Here is a 19,381-nt window from a genome sequence, read left to right as displayed (position 1 = left end):
ACAATATGGTGATGGATCAGAGTATCTCCGGATCATTAGATATCCATAGGCTTGAGAGAGCGATAAAAAGCGTTATTGCCAAGTATCCGGTATTACATAGCCATTTGGTTGAAGAGGGCGATGAGCTTTTATGGCGTAAAAATGAAGGCAGTGCGGCAACGGGGTTAGAAAGGTGCGATAACCTGCAAGCATTAGCGGAGTTGGCTGCACGGCCTTTTGATTTAAATAATGGGCCACTGTTGCGCTATGGATTATGTCAGAACGGTGAACATGGCGTGTATGAGTTTGTTCTGGTTTTACACCATGTCACTGTTGATGGATTTTCGACGGCTGAGCTGTATGCTGAAATATCGCATGCTTATAATAATGAAACCTCGCCGGGTAATGAGGCTAATGATGCAGGAGATATCACCGAAAAGTACCAAGAGTATCGGCTGAAATTAAATGAGCTTGCGGCGGCTAATTCTGCTGAATTTTGGAAAAAATCCTTGATTGGTTTGCCAAAAATTAATGAGCTTCCCTATCTGCCTTGCCCTGATAATCAATTATCAGGTCAGCATGTACAATTCTCAATATCTCTCGGAAAATGGCACGCGCTGAAGTCATCTATCAGGCATGCTAATGCATTTCTGATCTTCAAAACGCTTTGGGCATTATTGATAGCACGCTACTGCCAAAGCGATGCCGTACATATTGCTTACCCGGTCTCGATGGAGAGTGGCAGCCACCTGAAATTAGGCGCGCAGGTGAACACGGCGATCTTCCCCTTTTTTGTCCGCCCAGAGGATGGCTTTGCGGATATCTACCAGCGAACTCTTGCTCACAGCCGTGCGTTGAAAGCCAAACCGGGTTTACGTTTCACCCGTTGGCCGATCTACGAGGTGTTGCAAAACAGCGGGTTGCGCTTGAATGTCAGCTTTGCGCAGGCCCATTTCAACGACCTGACATTGGATCTGGCGGGGTGCCAGGCACTCTGTAACCACCGGTTTGACCATAGTCTGGCTAACGCTGAGTTGGTGCTGGAGTATCAGGAACAGGGTGAAAACATGGCATTCCGCATCCGCTATGCGCCGGATCGGTTTGCCCCACAGCAAATCAGCGCGATGGCCGAACAGTACCAGCAGTTACTGAATCAGGCGTTGCTGCACCCAGAACAGCCATTATGCCGTTTCCCGCTGCTTACCCCGGCCCAACAGCGCGAACAACTGATCGATTGGAACGCCCAACCATCGGCGGTGGCGATGGCGGCGGGCACTTTGCCGCAGGCGATCGCCCGTCAGGCGCAGCAATACCCACAGCGTATTGCCCTGATTGATGATCGGCAGCAGTTGACCTATTGCCAGCTCGAACAGAAAAGTAACCGGCTGGCTCGCCGGATCGCCGAACAGTATCAGCGCATCACGCAAAAAAGTATTGGCGCAGATACCCTGATACCGCTGTGCCTGAACCGAGGCGTAGAGATGATCGTCACCATGCTGGCGATTATGAAAACCGGGGCGGCTTATATCCCGCTGGAGCCCCAGCTCCCCAAGCAGCGCATCAGCTATATTCTGGCCGATAGCGCCGCCCCGCTTTTGATCACCGAGCAAGGGCTACAGGCAAAATTGCAGGATATGGCCCTGCCCGCCGAGCTGTGGGTGTTGGACGATCTGGTTGAGGGTGACGATGCGCCTTTGGCGGTTGAGCTTACTCCCCAGCAACTGGCCTATGTAATTTATACCTCAGGGACCACCGGCCAGCCCAAGGGAACCCTGCTGGAGCACCAAGGGGTGCTCAATATGATTTGCGGGTTCCAGGCCGCCATCAGCCAGCCTGACGAAACGCTGTGCTGCCTGCAATTTGCTTCTGTGGTGTTTGATGCCCATGTGGCAGAAACCTACATCGCCTTGTGCGGTGGGCATACGCTGGTGGTGGCGTCTGAAGAACAGCGCCACGATCTGCCCGCGCTGTTGGCTCTGATTGAACACCATCAGGTTGAGTTTGCCATTCTGCCGCCCGCGTTATTAAAGCTACAGCCGAAAATACCGGGCTGTTTATCACGGATTGTCGTGGCGGGGGAAGCAACCTCGCAGGTGTGCCTCGATCACTACACCCGCTTGGGGCACCGGTTGTTTAACGGTTATGGGCCTTCTGAGGCCAGCGTTTGCACCTCGATCAATCTTTACCGCTACAACGGGGCCAATAATATCGGGCGGCCGCTGCCCGGCGTGCGTCTGTATGTGCTGGATCACCAGCAGCAACCGCTGCCGCTTGGCGTTGCCGGTGAGCTGTATATTGCCGGGCTTGGGCTGGCGCGCGGCTATCTGAATCAGCCCCAGCTGACGCAGGAAAAGTTTATTGCCAACCCGTTTGCGGCGGCAGGCGAAGCCGAATATCAGCGGCTGTACCGCAGCGGCGATATTGTGCGCTGGCTGCCCAGTGGTGAGTTGGAATACGTCGGCCGTAACGATTTTCAGGTCAAGATCCGTGGCCATCGGATCGAGCTCAGCGAGATCGAGCAGGCCTTTGTGGCGGTGTCCTCGGTGGCGCACTGCGCTGTGGTGATCCAGGGGCGCGAGACGCCGCGCATTGTGGCTTATTACGTGGCGGAGATAACGCTGAATGATGAGCAGGTAAAACGCCAGTTGGCCGAACTGCTGCCGGACTATATGGTGCCCGCAGCGCTGGTTCAACTGCTGGCGCTGCCGCTGACCATCAGTGGCAAACTGGATACGCGCGCGCTGCCAGAGCCGGATTACAGCCAGGTCAGCCACGGCTATCGCCCAGCCAGCACCTATCAGGAAAAGCAGTTGCAGGCCGTGTGGCAGCAGGTCATGGGGTTGGAGGATATCGGCATCAACGATGATTTTCTGCGCCTTGGCGGGGATTCGATCACCGCGATCCGCTTAGTGTCGGAAATGCGCCGTATTGGTATGGCATTCCGCACCCAGGATCTGTATCAGTATCGCTCGATTGCCGCGTTGCTGGAGAACCTCGCCACCGCAGCCTTGCCCGACGCGCAACTGGCGGAGCAGGGGAACCTCAGTCAAGACATTGCTCTGGCACCGACCCAGCAATGGTTCTTTGCGCAGGCGTTTGAGCAAGACAATTACTGGAACCAATCATTCCTGATCCGGGTGCCTGCATTGGATCTGGGCCGCCTGCAACAGGCGATCGATAAACTGGCGAATCACCACGACATGCTGCGGGCCGGTTTTACGCCAGAGGAACAGAGTTATCGCCAGTATTATCGGGCGGAACTCGCTTCTCAGCCCATCAAGCGTTGCAACCGCTCTGAACTGGCCGATGGCGAATTAGCCGCGCTATTTGGCAGTTGGCAAAGCGGTTTTGATTACCAGCACGGCCCGCTGTGGCAGTTTGGCTATGTTGATGGTTATCAGGATGGTTCTGCGCGCATTTTCTTTGCCTGCCATCACCTGATTATCGATGCGGTATCCTGGCGCATTCTGGTGGAGGATCTGCGCCGCCTGTATCTTGGCGAAGCATTGGGGCCCAAATCTGCCAGCTATCGGCAATGGGTGAATGCCTTGTTGGATTATGTTCCTCTCGATAAAACCGAAGGGGATTACTGGCGGCAGCAATGTGAGCAGCAACGGGATTATCGCGCGGCGTTCACCTTGAGCGACAGGTTGAACCTGCATTACGGCCAGCTTGGGCCCGAAGCTACCGATCGGCTGATGCAGGCGAACGGGCCGGTGAATGAGGTGCTGTTGGCCGCCCTGCTGCGCACCCTGCGGCATTACAGCCGGGCGAATAGCCATACGCTGATGCTAGAAAACCATGGGCGCGATCTGCCTGGTGGCCAAACGGACGTTGGCCGCACCCTCGGCTGGTTTACCGCGTTGTATCCGGTGAACTTTACCTTGGCGGATAACCCGCAGGCGGATATCGAGCAAGTTCACACCGCGCTGGCGGCGGTGCCAAACCACGGCGTCGGTTATGGTGTGCTCCGTAGCCGAGCAACCGAACTGCGTTATCCGGGTGTGATTTTCAACTATCTGGGGCAATTTGCCGATCACGGTGCGGACTGGCAACTGTTGACCGAATTCGCCGGGCAAAACAGCCACCCGGCCAATACCAGCCGCGATCTGCTGATCCTCAATAGCTGGATCGCCGATGAGCAGCTCTGTTTCCGTTTGGATGGCATGCTGACAGCGGCTGGCTTGGCGGAGGTTGCCCGGCAATTTAGCCATGAAGTACATCTGCTGATTGAGCAGGGTGCCCGTTTGCCGCAGGCAATGGGCGATGAACTGCCCGCAACCGTGCGGCAGGCGCTGCAACAGCGCTATGCGCCGCAGGCGATCTTCCCCTGCAATAGCCTGCAACAGGGGTTTATTTACCATCACGTCAGCCAACCGGATGACGCCAGCTATCGCGTGCAAATGGTGCTGGATTACCTTACCGACCTCAATCCTGAGCGTTATCGGCAGGCGTGGGAGCTGGCCGCGGTGCGCTACCCAATCCTGCGCACCGCCTTTAACTGGCAGTGGCAGCCGCTACAGGTGATTTGCAGCGAAATCGCCATCGACTGGCAATACGCGGACTACCGGCAGCAGGAAGATTGGCAAACGGCCCTTAACCAGTTGTGCGAGCAGCAGCGCACTCAGGCGTTTGATTTGCAGCAGCCGGGTCTGTTCCGCCTGCGGCTGGTGCGGGTTAGCGAACAGCATTATTGCCTGGTGTATACCGTACACCACAGCATTACGGACGGTTGGAGCGGCCAGCTACTGCTGGAGTACGTGCATCAAACCTACCGGCAATTACAGGCGGGGCAGCGGCCAGATGCCCGGCAGGAAACCACCTACCTGCAAGCGCAGCGCTATTATGTGGAACAGGCAGAAAATAGCCGGGCCTATTGGCAACGGCGGCAGATCGGCCAATGCCAAGCCAATGACATCTCATACCTGCTCAGCGTGCCTTATGAGGCAAAAAGCGTAAAAAATGCCGAGCAAACCACGCTTAAGCGCCTGTTGCCCGCCGCTGTGCTCTCATCATTGCAGCAGCTTTCCCTGAACCAGGGGGTGACGCTGAACGTTATGTTGCAGTTTGCCTGGCATAAGTTATTGCACTTATACAGCCAGCAGGAAGTGACGCTGGTGGGCACCACGCTGTCTGGTCGTAACCTGCCGATCGAGGGGATTGCGGAAAGCGTTGGCTTGTATATCAATACTCTGCCGCTGGTGGTGGAATGGGATAACGACCACAGTTGCTTGCAGCAGTTGCAGGCGATTCAGCGCTCCCTGAACGAACTGGATGAATACAGCTATCAGCCTTTGGCTGAATTGAGCCGTGGCGGCGAAGCGCTGTTCCACACCTTGCTGGTGTTTGAAAACTATCCGAGCGTGGATATGCACGACATGCAGGTGCGCATCCGTTCTACCGCCGAGAAAACGGATTATCCGCTGAATCTGCTGGCCTATAACCAAGATGATGGGTTGATGCTGGCGCTGGCGTATACCAACCAGTATCTGACCGAGCAAAAGGCCGACACGCTGTTATCCCTGCTGGTGACTATGCTAGCGCATCTGCCCGCCCATCTGTACGTGCCGCATCAGCAACTGCCGCTGTTGGCGGCAACTGTGCCAGTTCAACAGCCTGTGAACCCGGATGTTGACTATCGTTTTGCTCTGCACCGGAACTTTATGGATTGGGCGCGCAGGCACCCTGATGATATCGCTATCGTTGATGCCCTGGGGAGTTGCAGCTACGGCGAACTGTATCAGGCGGCGCTGGTGCTCTCGAACCAGATACGCCAGTGCGCAGGCGGTGATTCGGCGTTGGTGGCAATTCTGCTGGACAAGGGGCGCGCGCAGATCGCAGCCGTGCTGGCCACCTTGATGGCAGGCAAAGCCTATCTGCCGATGGATAAATCGTGGCCGGAAAAACGCCGTTTGGCGATTATTGAGCAGGCTGGCGTGGGCATTGTTCTGTGTGATGAACCTTGGCAAAACGAAGCGTTCACCTCGCTGCTGCTGAATGGGGCAGGCAAAGCGGCAGGCTTAGCCGTGCCGCAATCGTTACTCGCGCCGCAGCCGGTGGAACCGGATGCCTTGGCGTATGTGATCTTCACCTCCGGTTCTACCGGGGTGCCGAAAGGCGTGGCGATCGCCCATGCGGCGATCGGTAACACCATTATTGCTATCAATACCCGGCTGAACGTCGGCCCGCAAGATGCCGTTTTTGCCATCAGCGCCCTGAGTTTTGACGTGTCGGTCTATGACATTTTTGGCGCGCTGTCGGCGGGCGGGCGGGTGGTGATCCCAACGGAAGCACAGCGTTATCAACCTCAGGCTTGCTATCAACTGGTCGCGCAGCATCAGGTGACGATCTGGCAGTCAACCCCGGCCCTGTTTGATCTGTTGCTTCAGCATGTTGAGCAATACGCCAGCGAATCGGCTTTCCCGTTGCGTGTGGTGATGCTGGGGGGCGATTGGGTGGCACCGGCCTTGGTGCAGCGCGGTTACGCCTGGGCCGCGCAGTGCCGTATCTTCAACTGTTGGGGGGTGACCGAATCCGCTATCTGTTCAACCATGTATGAAGTTGGGCCAGCAGAAAACTTTAGCCAAAGCATTCCGCTCGGGGTGACGCTGGAGAACCAGTCACTTTATGTGCTGGATAGCGAACTGAAACCGCTGCCGCAGGGCGTACCCGGTGAGTTGTACATCGCTGGCGTGGGCTTGGCGCAGGGCTATTTCAAGGATTCGGAACGCACGACCGAACGCTTTATCTTTCATCCGATCACCGGCGAGCGCCTGTATCGTACCGGGGATTTAGGGCGCGTGCTGGAAAATGAGGATATCGAGTTCCTGGGCCGCATCGATTATCAGGTGAAACTCCATGGTTACCGCATTGAACTGGGCGAGATCGAGCGTACGTTGTCTAGCGTTGCGGAGATCGGCCAGTGCGTGGCGTTGGTCACGGTCAGATCCCCCAGGATCCTGCTGTATTACACCGCCAGCCAACCGATGGACCACGCTTATCTGCATAACCTGTTGGCGCAGACGCTGCCGGAATATATGCGCCCCGCCGATTTGATTGCCTTAGAGAGCTTCCCGCTAAGCGTCAGCGGTAAAATCGATCGCCGCGCGCTGCCGGAGCCAGAACCGACGGTTAATCATAAGGAATATCAGGCTCCGGTCAGTGAGCAGGAAAGACTCTGCTGCGATTTGTGGGCCGAGGTGCTGCGCTGTGAACGCGTTGGGGTTAACGATAATTTTTACAGCAGCGGTGGCAATTCGATCCAGGCGATCACCCTGTGTAACCGCTTGAGCCAAGCGCTGGCACGAGAAGTGACGTTTGCCATGTTCAGCGCTAACCCGACTATCCGGCAGCTTTGCCAGCAGTTGGAGCAGCAGGCAGAAGCGCATTCGCCTTGGCCGATTGCCGCACAAGCGCAGACCCGGTATCCACTGTCTTCATCGCAGATGCGTTTGTGGTTTATCGAAGAACTGATGCAGGGCAGCAATCTCTATCACGTCCCGATGCTGTTTGAGCTGGGGGCGGAGATTGATGTCAGTGCTTACCAACTGGCGTTGCAGGCGGTGGTCAAGCGCCACCATTTGCTGCGCAGCACGGTGGTGCAGCAGGCCGAAGCGGGCTACACGCAGTTTGCTTTGCAGCAGAAACCGCTGCCGGTTGAACGCCTGCGGGTTGAGGCAGATCAATGGGAACAGGCGCTGGCCGCCGCCATTAACCGGCCATTCAACCTGCGCAAAGAGTACCCGGTTCGCCATCTGCTGATCGAACGCCGGGAAGCCAGCGGCCGGTTAACCTGTTTCTCTTTGCTCAACTTCCATCACATTGTTTTTGATGGCTGGTCGGCTAACGTCTTGCTGGCTGAGCTTGAGGCGTATTATGCGTTCTTTGCCAAAGATACTGCGCTGGCGCTGCCTGAGCTGACTATTCAATATGCGGATTATGCCGCTTGGCTGGATTGCCAGCCGGAGAGTGCTCGTCACCAAACCCGGCAGCAGTTCTGGCTGGATAAAATGCAAGGGTATCAGCAGTTGGAGCTGCCCACGGATTATCCGCGGCCAAAACAGTTTGATCACCGTGGCTCAACGGTGCCTTTCCGGTTAGATGCCGAACTGAGTGACCAGTTGCGTAATCTGGCCAGAGCAACCGGCGTGTCGCTGCATGCCGTGCTGTTGACCGGTTTCACCCTGTTGCTCGGCAAATACAGCAATCAGCAGGACATTATTATTGGCGCACCGGTGGCCAACCGCCCACATGCGCAGGTTGAACCGCTGATTGGTCTGTTTGTGAACACGCTGGCGTTGCGCAATGTGATTGAGCCGGAAATGCGCGTTGATGAGATGATTCGGCAGGTGTTTGCCAATACCGTGGCCTGCCAGGAATATCAGGACATGCCGCTGGAAACCCTGGTTGAAAGCCTGAATGTGGAGCGCGATCTCTCCAGACAGCCGCTGTTCCAGGTGGTATTCAGCGTCGAGCAGGCCATCGGCGGGCAGCAGAAACAACCGTTGTTTACGCCGCTCGATCTGAGCGATTGCTATCAGGTGGCGAAGTTCGATCTGGGCCTGATGGTGGAAGACGGGCAGCCGCAGCTTACCGCCAACCTCAACTACGCCTGCGCGCTGTTTGCGCCAGAGACGATCAACGGCCTGATTCAGCATTTCCAGCAGTTATTGCGCGCCATGGTGCAGGCACCGGCGTTAAAAGTCGCCAGCTTGAGCCTGTTGAGCGCCGATCAGCAGCGGAAATACCTGCAACCAGCGGTTGAAACCCGGCCATCTGCCGAGTATGCCGGTGCGATCCATGATGGGTTTATGCAGTGGGCAAAGGCTCACCCGCAGGATATTGCGCTGATCGACTCATTGGGGCGCTGTACCTACGGCGAGTTGTACCAGCGGGCGCTGGTGCTTTCTAACCAGATCCGGCAGGGCGATTTTGGTTATTCGGCATTAGTTGCGGTGGTGATGGATAAAGGGCGGGCGCAGATTGTGGCAGTGCTGGCGGCGTTAATGGCTGGCCGCGCTTATCTGCCGATGGATACCTCCTGGCCGGAAAACCGTCGGCTGAGCATCATGCAGCAAGCGGGTTGCAGCTTGGTGCTAACCGATCGCCCTTGGCTGCGGGATGAGTTTGGGACGATTTGCCTGGATGAGAACGGGCGAGCCCGCGCTCTGCTGCAACCGCTCAAACTCCTGCCTCCTGAGCCGGTGATACCCGAGAAGCTGGCTTACGTGATCTTCACCTCGGGTTCTACCGGCGTGCCGAAAGGCGTGGCTATTCAGCATGTGGCGGCCAATAACACCCTGGTTGATGTTAACCAGCGCCTGAAGGTTGGCCCTGGCGATGCCGCGTTGGCCATCAGTGCGCTGAGTTTTGACCTCTCCGTCTATGATATTTTTGGCCTGCTGTCGGTGGGGGGGCGTTTGGTCATCCCCAGTGAAAAACAGCGCTATCAGCCGGACGCCTGGTGCGCGTTGATGCTGGAGCATCAGGTGACGCTGTGGCTGTCTGCACCGGCGTTATTTGAGTTGCTGATGCAGCAGGTCGAATATCAAGAGCTTGAGCAGAACCTTTGGTTAACCAAGGTGATGCTCGGTGGCGATTGGATCCCGGTTACCCTGCCGCAACGCTGCCATCGCTGGGCGCCCGACAGCCGCTTTATCAGCATCGGTGGTGCCACGGAAGCGTCAATTTTGTCCTGCGTCTACGAAGTGGAACCAGGGGCGGTATTCCAGCACAGCATCCCTTACGGTAAAGCGCTCACCAATCAGTGTTTTTATATTCTGGATGAGCAGTTGAACCCGGTGCCGCCGGGCATTGTCGGCGAGCTGTACATTGGTGGCGTTGGGCTGTCGCCGGGGTATTTCAACGATCCGGAACGCACCGCTGAGCGATTTATTTGGCACCCGGTGACCGGGGAACGGCTCTATCGCCCAGGCGATCTCGGCCGCTGGCTGGCCGATGGCAATATGGAGTTCCGTGGCCGCATTGATAATCAGGTCAAAATCAACGGATACCGGGTTGAGTTGGGCGAGATCGAGAGCACCGTGATGGATTTTGGCGCGATCAAACAGTGTTTGGCGCTCAAATCCACCGGTGAACAAGAGCGGTTAATCGCTTACTACGTGAGTGACGCGCCGTTGGATCACCCACGCTTGCTCGCCCATGTGCAAGAGCGCTTACCGGTGTATATGGTGCCCGCCGCGTTTATCTTCCTAGAAGCATTCCCGCTTAACGCCAGCGGGAAAATTGACCGCCAACGGCTGCCGGAACCGGAATACGCCAGCTCTGAGCGTGAATATGTGGCGCCCGAGAGCGAGCAGGAGCGGCAACTGTGCGCCTTATGGCAGCAGGCACTGAAGCAGGAGAATATCGGGGTGACCGATGATTTCTTTGCCTGCGGAGGGAGTTCCATTCTGGCTATTTCCCTGTGCCAGAAAATGTCCGGCCTGCTGGCAGAAACCGTGCCGGTGGTGAAGCTGTTTAAGCACCGGACGATCCGCGGCATGCTGACGGTGGAAAGCTATCAGCCGATTCAGCGCCTTAACCGTTATCAGCCAGAAGCGGAAAACCTGTGGCTGATCCACCCGGCGATCGTGGGGTGTGAAACCTACCTCAATTTTGCCCAGGCTCTGGAGGGGGAGATCAACTGCTTTGGGGTGGATAACTACAACCTTTATCACCCGCAGCAACTGAGCGATTTGCCTGCGGTGGCGAGCTATTATCTGGCCCAGATGGAGCAGCAAGGGTTATTGGAACAACCGACGATCCAACTGTTGGGCTGGTCTTTGGGCGGAGTGATCGCGCTGGAGATCGCCGCCCGGCTGGAGGCGCGTGGCGTTAAGCATATCCAGCTTTACCTGTTGGACAGTTTCTATCAGGCCAAGGTGAATTATCAGGAGATGCCGGACCTACGCCAAAACATGCTGGCGGAAATGGGGATTGATGGGGATGGCGCTGTGCGTGCCTTGGCGGTGGAACAGGCGGAGCAGGCGATCAGCCAGGGGCAGATTTCTGGCCGACTGCGGCATACGGAAGTCACGCTGTTTAAGGCCACGCAGGTGTCTTCTTATCATCAGTCTTTGGTTGACGACAAAGTAACCTGGCTTAGCGAGGATAATGGAGTCGGGGCCGCGTGTGATCGGCTGAAGATTATTCCGTTAGCGTGTAATCACCATAATATTATCGATTGTGTTAGCGAGATTCGGTCGGTGATAAAACCGCTACGGTGATGATAACGCAATCCGCCTCTCTCTTTTGCAGAGGGGCGGAGTGCGGGGGTTAGCGAGATGATACTCCCCGGAAAGCGTTCGGTGGAGACATAACCGAGATGTCGTTGAGCCTATTTTTTAGTTTGTGATTAATATATTGATTTTAAAGAGGATAAAAATACGCGATGGAAAAGGGTTTTTTAGCCTTCGGTGGCGTTAACCAATGATAATTAAAGTGATTAGCGCTATGCTCGAACAGTTCACTGCCGTGTAGGCAGCTTAGAAAAAACTCTGGCGCGGTGCTGCTTGGCGATAAAAGTTCACTGCCGTGTAGGCAGCTTAGAAAAAGCTCTCCCCGCAAGAGCTGATCAAACTGATGTTCACTGCCGTGTAGGCAGCTTAGAAACACTGAATTTATGATCGGTCTGGGTCAAATCCGTTCACTGCCGTGTAGGCAGCTTAGAAATATAGCTACCCCCATGTCAGTGTTTTATACAGGTTCACTGCCGTGTAGGCAGCTTAGAAACTAAGCTGAATGACCCAGCATACGGATGGGCAGTTCACTGCCGTGTAGGCAGCTTAGAAATGGATGTATCTCCGTGGGGTTTCAGTCGCGATGTTCACTGCCGTGCAGGCAGCTTAGAAACAGAACTGAATATTGATGAAGGTGCGATCTTCAGTTCACTGCCGTGCAGGCAGCTTAGAAAGCTGATTCAGCGCCGGGTTGAGAGCGCCAGCAGTTCACTGCCGTACAGGTAGCTTAGAAAATTTGCGGGGTGCCTTCTTCCGCCTGCGGAAAGTTCACTGCCGTGCAGGTAGCTTAGAGACAAATCTGTTTGACGGTACGGGTAGGAATAAAGTTCACTGCTGTACAGGTAGTTTAGAAAAATCATGCTTTGCCATGTGATGTGTTTACTGTGTTTACTGTGTTCACTGCTGTGCAGGCAGCTTAGAAACGCGCACAGTTAAAGTAGGCCCGCGCAAAATCGTTCACTGCCGCGCAGGCAGCTTAAATAATGCGATAAATAGCCAATCACCATTCTGTGGTATTCCCCGCGTTAGGGGGAATACCACAGAGAAAACATTACCCCTTCACCAGCCAATACACCGCCTCAAACGGCCGCAGCGTCATGGCCTGCGGTTGTTCCGCCGCATCCGCGTAGTTGCTCATCAGCGGTTGCCACAGATCGGCAAGCTCAACGCCTGCGGCGTTCCACACCAAAGGCTCGCGGCTCAGGTTTGCCACCACCAGCAGCCGCTGCCCGTTCCAACGGCGCTGATAGCACCATAATGCCGGGTGTTCCGGGGCCAGATCCTGATAATCACCGTGCGTCAGCAGCGGATACTGCTTGCGCAGCGCGATCAGATGGCGATAGGCATAAAATACCGAATCCTGATCCGCCAGCGCCGCTTCGGCGTTAATCTGCGGGTAATTCTCTGCGCAGGCGATCCACGGCGTACCGTTGGTAAACCCGGCGTGGGCGCTGGCGTTCCACTGCATTGGCGTGCGGCTGTTGTCGCGCGATTTGCTGGCCAGGATCGCCAGCAGCTCGGCGTCGCTTCTGCCCTGCGCGCTCAGTTCGGCGTACATATTCAGGCTTTCCACATCACGATACTGCCCGATATGGTTAAAACCAGGGTTGGTCATGCCGATCTCTTCGCCCTGATAAATATACGGCGTGCCCTGCATACCGTGCAGCAGCATCGCCAGCATCTTGGCGGCGGTCACACGCAGCTCGCCTTCGTCGCCAAAGCGGGAAACGATGCGCGGCTGATCGTGGTTACACCAGAACAGCGCATTCCAGGCACGGTTGTGCATACCTTGCTGCCAGTGGCGGAAAATCTGCTTCAGCTCGACGTAATCTGGCGCTGCCAACGTCCATTTTTGCCCGTTAGCGTAGTCCACCTTCAGGTGATGGAAATTGAAGGTCATCGACAGCTCTGCGCCGCTGTGTGCCGCGTACTGCTGGCAGTGCTCCAGCGAGGTGGAGGACATCTCGCCCACGGTCATCAGGCCGCGTGGCTGGAAAACCTCGCGGCTCATTTCCTGCAAGAACTCATGGATGCGCGGGCCATCGGTGTAAAACCGGCGGCCATCGCCTTGGGTATCGTTGGGGAAATCCTGCTGTTTGGACACCAGATTGATCACGTCGAGGCGCAACCCGTCGACGCCCTTATCCGCCCAGAACTGGCACACTTTCTTTAACTCTTCGCGCACCGGCGGGTGTTCCCAATTGAGATCGGCCTGCTCGGTGGCGAACAGGTGCAGGTAATACTGGCCGCTTGCCGCATGCCATTGCCAGGCGTTGCCGCCGAACTTGGAACGCCAGTTGTTGGGTGGAGTATCCGCTTCGCCGCTGCGCCAGATATAGAACTGGCGCAGCGGGCTGTTACGATCCTGGGCTGCCTTAAACCACGGGTGCTCGGTGGAGGTATGGTTGAACACCATATCCATCACGATGCGGATACCGCGCTGGTGGGCCTGCGCCACCAACTGCTCAAAATCGGCCAGGGTGCCATAGGCCGGATCGATGGCGCAGTAGTCGGCCACGTCGTAGCCGTTATCCACCTGCGGTGAAACATAAACCGGCGTCAGCCAGATGGCGTCGACCCCTAGCTCCTGTAAATAGTCCAGCCGCTGGATGACGCCTGCCAGATCGCCATAGCCGTTACCGGTGCTGTCTTGGAAGCTCTTCGGGTAGATTTGATAGATGACACCGTTTTGCCACCAGGGGATAGGATTGCTCATCGGAACCGTAGCCTCTTTGCTTGTTACATTAGGCCCACCGCGAGTGGGCCTCTCATTGATTCAGACCGGCAACTCGCCGCGGCTGGCCTTGCGTTTGTACACCATGATGGTCAGCAGCAGTGGGACCACCACGGCAACCAGGATCGCCAAGGAATAGATCAGCCAGAATTGCGGTTTGATGGAGAGAATGCCCGGCAAACCGCCGACGCCGATGCCGTTGGCCATCACGCCGCTCAGCCCGCAGATCAGGCCAGCCATGGCTGAACCGATCATCGCGCACAGCATCGGGAAGCGGTATTTGAGGTTGATACCGTACATCGCCGGTTCGGTGACGCCGAGGTAGGCAGAAATCGCCGCCGGTACGGAAATTTCACGCTCGTTGGCCTTGCGGCTGATAATGATAATGCCGAGCACCGCCGAAGCCTGCGCGATGTTGGAAAGCGCAATCAGCGGCCAGACCGGCGTGCCGCCCATGCTCTGGATCATCTGCATGTCGATCGCCAGCGTGGTCTGATGCACACCGGTGATCACCAGCGGCGCATACAGGAAGCCAAACAGCGCGGCACCGATCGGCGCAAAGCTGCCGGTCATCACCGCTTTCACCGCCCAGGCCACGCCGTCGCCGATCATGCGGCCAAACGGGCCGATGATTGTGTGTGCCAGGAACACCGCCAGCAGCAGAGAAACCACCGGCACCACCACCAGATACAGATAATCCGGCACGATCTTTTTCAAGCGGGTTTCGATCCAGCCCAGCGTCAGGCCCGCAAGGATCGACGGGATCACCTGCGCCTGATAGCCCACTTTCTGAATGGTGAACCAGCCGAAGTTCCACATTTCCGGCACCTGCTGGCCGAGCAGATAGGAGTTCATCAACTGTGGCGAAACTAAGGTAATGCCCATCACGATGCCGAGCACCGGTGTGCCGCCCATCTTTTTCACCGTTGACCAGCAGATGGCGACCGGCAGGAACATAAAGATGGCTTCACCGAGCAGCCACAGGAAATCGTAAATGGTTTTCCACGCCGGATGCATCTGGGCCAGCGTTTGGCCGCCAGACATCGGGATATCGCCGATCACGTTGCGGAAACCGAGGATCAAACCACCGCTGATCAACGCAGGCAGCAGCGGGAAGAAGATTTCGGCGAAGTGCGAGATGGCGCGCTCGGACCAGGTCATGTTCTGGCGTGCGGCCAGTTTGGCCTGCTCTTTGTTGGCTTCGTTGCCGCCGGTGGTGGCGATCAACGCCTGATAGTAATCGCCCACTTCCGGGCCAATCACCACCTGGAACTGCCCGGCGTTGGTAAAGCAGCCTTTGACCATCCGCAGCTCTTCAATCGCTTTGGGGTCGGCCTTGGCGGGATCGTTAAGCACGAAACGCAAGCGGGTAATACAGTGGCTGACGGTGGCGATATTCTCGCGGCCGCCCACCAGCACAATCAGGCGGTCGATATCCTGCTGCTGAACTTTGCTCATGATGAAACCCTTTTTAGGCGCAGAGGTGAGGATAAATAAAGCTTAGCCATTCGCTGGTTTTTTTGAAATGGGAACGTTCCCAATATGGGTTGAGGATCACAGAATGGTTAATAAAGGTTCAAAATGGCTCTGGTATTGGGCAGAGGAGGCGTTGCTGGTTTTATGGTAAAACACATCCTTTTGCGATAAAAGATGGCAAATTGATTTGCGCGATGCGATCTTTTATCGCAAGCTGTGAGTGTCCAAAGCCGTATTGGATATTTTTATCCTAGGTATCGCAAAGGATAAACTGTAGAGAAATTTTAAGAGAATTAAGAGGTTATTCCATGACGACTGCAATTAGTGTTCGTCTCGATGGGGGCTTTGTTGAGGATGTGAAAGTGTATGCCGACGCTTCGAGCCGCAGCGTACCTAAGCAGATCGAGTATTGGGCCAAGATAGGCCGTATGGCCGAGGACAATCCCGACCTGCCATTCTCCTTCATCAAAGAAGCGTTATTGGCAAAAAGCGAAGTTGATAATGGCAGAATGAAAAAGTATGAACGAAGAACAGCAAAAAGTGCCACCAAGGACACAAAACAAGCCTGATGTTTACGAAACCCGGCGTTTTGCTAAGGCTTTGGACAGGTTGCACACGGACGTGCAGCAGCAGGTTGAAGACGAAATTGATAAAATAATCGCCGAGCCAACCATCGGTGAGCAAAAGAAGGGCGACTTAAAGCATTTGCGGGTGCATAAGTTTGTTATCAATGAGCAGCTGTACCTGCTGGGTTACAGCTGGGTTGAGGATAAGCTGGTACTGTATCTTATGACGCTTGGGTCACATGAGAACTTCTATGACGAGCAAAAAAAGCACCGCAAGAAAGATCTAAAAGACATCGAGAAGCTTCTTAAATAGAACCGCCGCTTGGCGGTTTTTTATCGCAGAAAATTTTAATCAGGCCAGCTGGCTGGGGATAATGATTTGGCGAATACCTAACTCACCCCTAAGCTGGCCCAGCAACTGTTGAGCAGCCTGCTGCCCGGCGGAACCATAGCCTAGTTCGACGGAAAACACCTCTGGGAACAGGAAGTTAAGCAACGGAGTATTGCCGATAGCGCACACCTGTATCGGTGAAGTGGGCTGCTGTTGCAGGTATTTCATCGCGCCGAGGGCGATGGTATCAGACGCGCACACCAGCGCGGTGGTGTGGGGTTCAATCACGCTAGCGGCCAGTTGGAAACCGCTCTGATAGTTCAGTTCACCGAGTGAGGCAACCGGCGGGATCTTCAACTCACGGCAGGTATCAAGGTAGGCCTGGTGGCGGCGCATCCCGGTGGTGGCGTCCGCTTCCTGCACGCCGAGGTAGCTTATATGGCGATGGCCCTGCTTGCGCAACCGCTGCATCAGCAGTTTTACCGCGCCGTCATCGTCGTAACAGACGGAAGAAATACCGGGGTAGTCACGCGCCATCACCACCATTTTTTCCTGCCAAGGGGCCAGCATCGCGGCGGTCAGGCCGGTAAAGCCGAACAGGATCACCCCGTCGACATGGCGCTGTTGCAGCACATGCAGATGTTCCTGCACCAGCCGGGTTTCAAACTGGCTTTCCATCACGATCGGGTCAAAACCCTGCTGATACAGCAGCGGCAGCATGGTGCGCACCGCCTGGTTTTCCGATGGCGAATCCAGCCGGGAAACGATGATCGCCACCACTTTATCGCTCTGGCCGCGCATGGCCCGCGCCGACTTGGATGGCGTAAACCCATGGCTGCGGATCACCGCTTCCACCCGTTCACGGGTTTGTGGGCTTACGCTGCCTTCGTTATTGAGCACGCGCGAGACGGTGGACTTGCCTACTCCGCTCAGGCGGGCGATATCCTTGATTGTCAGCCGGTTTTGCATGGTCTGGTTGTCGTTTCGGTTGATTGATGGAAACTGATAGCATATACCGTTATCACTTGAAGTTGCAGACCTGTGTTGCTCGCCCTTGCGGGGGCCGCTACCTTTATTCAGGGTTAGCGGGTGATGAAAAGTGGCGCAACATTCTGCCGCAGTGCCTTATGGCGGCAGACGCGGTTATCTCAACATGTTGGTGCGGCAAACGTTAGTCGCGGTAGAGCAAATCAGCATAAATCCCGGTCAGCGCTCCGCCCGGCGCGAACTGCTTTTTGATCCACTGGGTGACCTGCCCGGTTGCCGCATGCTGGGTGGCCAGCAACATGCGGGAATCCTGCCGTGGGTTATGAATGCTGCGGGTGACCAGTAACCCTTCGGCCACCGCTTCACGCACCATATACTCCGGCAGAAAACCAATCCCTTCACCCAAAATCTGGCACTGGCACTTGGTGTTGAAATCCGGCACCAGAATGGCTTCTTGGCCGTGCAGTAACCAACCCACTTTCTTATTAATGGTATGCGCGGTGTCTTCCACCATGATGTTCGGATACAGCCGCAGCTGGCTCTCGGATATCGGTTCCGGCATAAACGCCAGCGGGTGATCGGGCGCAATGGCGAATACCCAACGGATGGCACCAATTTCGGTGTAATCAATCCCACCGCCATCCAGCAGGGTATCCGGCGCGCCAATCGCGACATTGGCATGATGAGTAATAATGGAATCCCAAACGCCGTTGTACACCTCGGTGGTCACCGTGATATGGCAGGTCGGGAATTGCTTCTTCAACACCTGCAACAGCCGAGCGGTATGGCGTGGGGTATAGAGCAACTGATTAATGCAGATGCGCACCCGCGCCTCAATGCCCTGCGAGATGGTATCAATACCGCGCTTGATGGCGTGAAAATCGTTCAGCAGATCGGTGGCTTTACGGTAGAAGTAGAAGCCGGATTCGGTCAGCTCAATGCTGCGGGTGTTGCGGTTAAACAGCACCACATCCAGCCCGGTTTCCATGCGCTTAATGGTGTAGCTGATGGCCGACGTCGTCAGGCCCAGCTCTTCGGCCGCTTTGCTGAAGCTGCCGAAGCGCGCCGTGGTGGTAAAAGCCAACAGGTTCTCTTCGGTAAAAATGGAATTCATAGGTCATTCTCCTGATGGGCAACCAGTATTGAACAGAATTTAACACTGCTGTTACAACTGATTTGAGGAGGGTCACACTTCTGATGATTGGTTTAAGGCCTGATGTAGCAAGCGATAAAAGCCGATTCATCATAGAGGCGTTTCCCCTGAATAAACAGTGGAAACGCCAGAGAAAGCCTGCGCTGCCGCACATTCTGCCCTGATTGTTGAAAACCATTCAATAATGCTTCCCTTTGCGATGAATGATTTTTAAGCGGATGTTTTTCTTCTGCGTCTGTTGCTATTCTCAGTAGCAATGAAAAGTATCAGAAGCCCACAAGAAAAGAGGGAGCCAGAATATGCCAGAGCAAGAATTGATAAGCGCATTTCTTTCTGCTGCGGAACAGGGCGATAGTAATGCGGTGAAAGAGTGTTTGGCTAGCAGTGTGGATATTAATGCCACCAATCGCCAAGGCAGAACCGCCATTACGCTGGCCAGCCTGAATAAACATTACGACTGTGTGGCATTATTAATCTCTGCCGGTGCAGATATTAATAAGCAGGATCAAACCTGTTTTAACCCGTTCCTGATTAGCTGTTTAAATAATGATTTAACGCTGCTGCGTTTGGTATTGCCCGCCAAGCCAGATTTGGATCGTTTAACCCGTTTTGGTGGCGTAGGTATTACCCCCGCCAGTGAAAAAGGCCACGTTGAAATTGTGCGCGAATTATTAACGCGCACCGATATCAACGTTAATCACACCAATTTTGTCGGCTGGACGCCGTTGCTGGAAGCCATAGTGCTTAATGACGGCGGGGCTAAGCAGCAGGAAATTGTCAAATTATTGCTCGATCACGGTGCCAATCCCCATATGACCGATAAATATGGTAAGTCGCCGCTGACGCTGGCGCGTGAAAAAGGCTATCAGCAGATTACTGAACTGCTGGTTGCCGCTGGCGCATAATAGAGGAGAA

The 19,381-nt window shown here is 55.5% G+C and carries 8 protein-coding genes; 4 read left to right on the top strand and 4 right to left on the bottom strand.

Annotated elements, in window-relative coordinates; all coding sequences use genetic code 11:
• Positions 1-5 precede the first annotated feature (5 nt).
• Positions 6-11,207: an amino acid adenylation domain-containing protein gene (locus tag ACX9GT_RS22375; RefSeq protein WP_473191668.1), complete on the top strand. Its 11,202-nt coding sequence runs from the start codon at positions 6-8 to the stop codon at positions 11,205-11,207.
• 1,063 nt (positions 11,208-12,270) lie between these two features.
• Here ACX9GT_RS22375 and treC read toward each other — a convergent pair.
• Together treC and treB are read right to left on the bottom strand one after the other, a co-directional pair.
• Positions 12,271-13,935 (bottom strand): alpha,alpha-phosphotrehalase, encoded by a 1,665-nt coding sequence (gene treC / locus ACX9GT_RS22370; protein ID WP_473188779.1) that lies wholly within the window; start codon positions 13,933-13,935, stop codon positions 12,271-12,273.
• A gap of 60 nt (positions 13,936-13,995) precedes the next feature.
• Positions 13,996-15,411 (bottom strand): PTS trehalose transporter subunit IIBC, encoded by a 1,416-nt coding sequence (gene treB, locus ACX9GT_RS22365; RefSeq protein ID WP_473188778.1) that lies wholly within the window; start codon positions 15,409-15,411, stop codon positions 13,996-13,998.
• A gap of 326 nt (positions 15,412-15,737) precedes the next feature.
• Between treB and ACX9GT_RS22360 the strand changes: the two genes are divergently transcribed.
• Positions 15,738-15,998: a TA system antitoxin ParD family protein gene (locus ACX9GT_RS22360; protein ID WP_473188777.1), complete on the top strand. Its 261-nt coding sequence runs from the start codon at positions 15,738-15,740 to the stop codon at positions 15,996-15,998.
• On the top strand, positions 15,949-16,308 hold the full coding sequence (locus ACX9GT_RS22355) for a type II toxin-antitoxin system RelE/ParE family toxin (protein WP_473188776.1): 360 nt from the start codon (positions 15,949-15,951) through the stop codon (positions 16,306-16,308). The genes ACX9GT_RS22360 and ACX9GT_RS22355 overlap by 50 nt, the downstream gene beginning before the upstream one ends.
• 39 nt (positions 16,309-16,347) lie before the next feature.
• Here the strand turns inward: ACX9GT_RS22355 and treR are convergent, their stop codons facing one another.
• Together treR and ACX9GT_RS22345 are read right to left on the bottom strand one after the other, a co-directional pair.
• Entirely contained in the window at positions 16,348-17,295 is a 948-nt protein-coding gene (treR, locus tag ACX9GT_RS22350) for a trehalose operon repressor TreR (RefSeq protein ID WP_473188775.1), read from the bottom strand.
• 202 nt (positions 17,296-17,497) lie between these two features.
• Positions 17,498-18,427, bottom strand: a complete 930-nt coding sequence (locus ACX9GT_RS22345) for a LysR substrate-binding domain-containing protein (RefSeq protein ID WP_473188774.1) — start codon at positions 18,425-18,427, stop codon at positions 17,498-17,500.
• Positions 18,428-18,765: 338 nt separating this feature from the next.
• On the opposite strand from ACX9GT_RS22345, the gene ACX9GT_RS22340 reads away from it, so the two are divergent.
• Positions 18,766-19,371: an ankyrin repeat domain-containing protein gene (locus tag ACX9GT_RS22340; RefSeq protein ID WP_473188773.1), complete on the top strand. Its 606-nt coding sequence runs from the start codon at positions 18,766-18,768 to the stop codon at positions 19,369-19,371.
• Positions 19,372-19,381: the final 10 nt, after the last annotated feature.

The organism is Serratia sp. YWN4, from assembly GCF_055790845.1.
The sequence above is the reverse complement of the archived record's forward strand: the minus strand, read 5'-3'. Positions and strand labels throughout refer to the sequence as shown.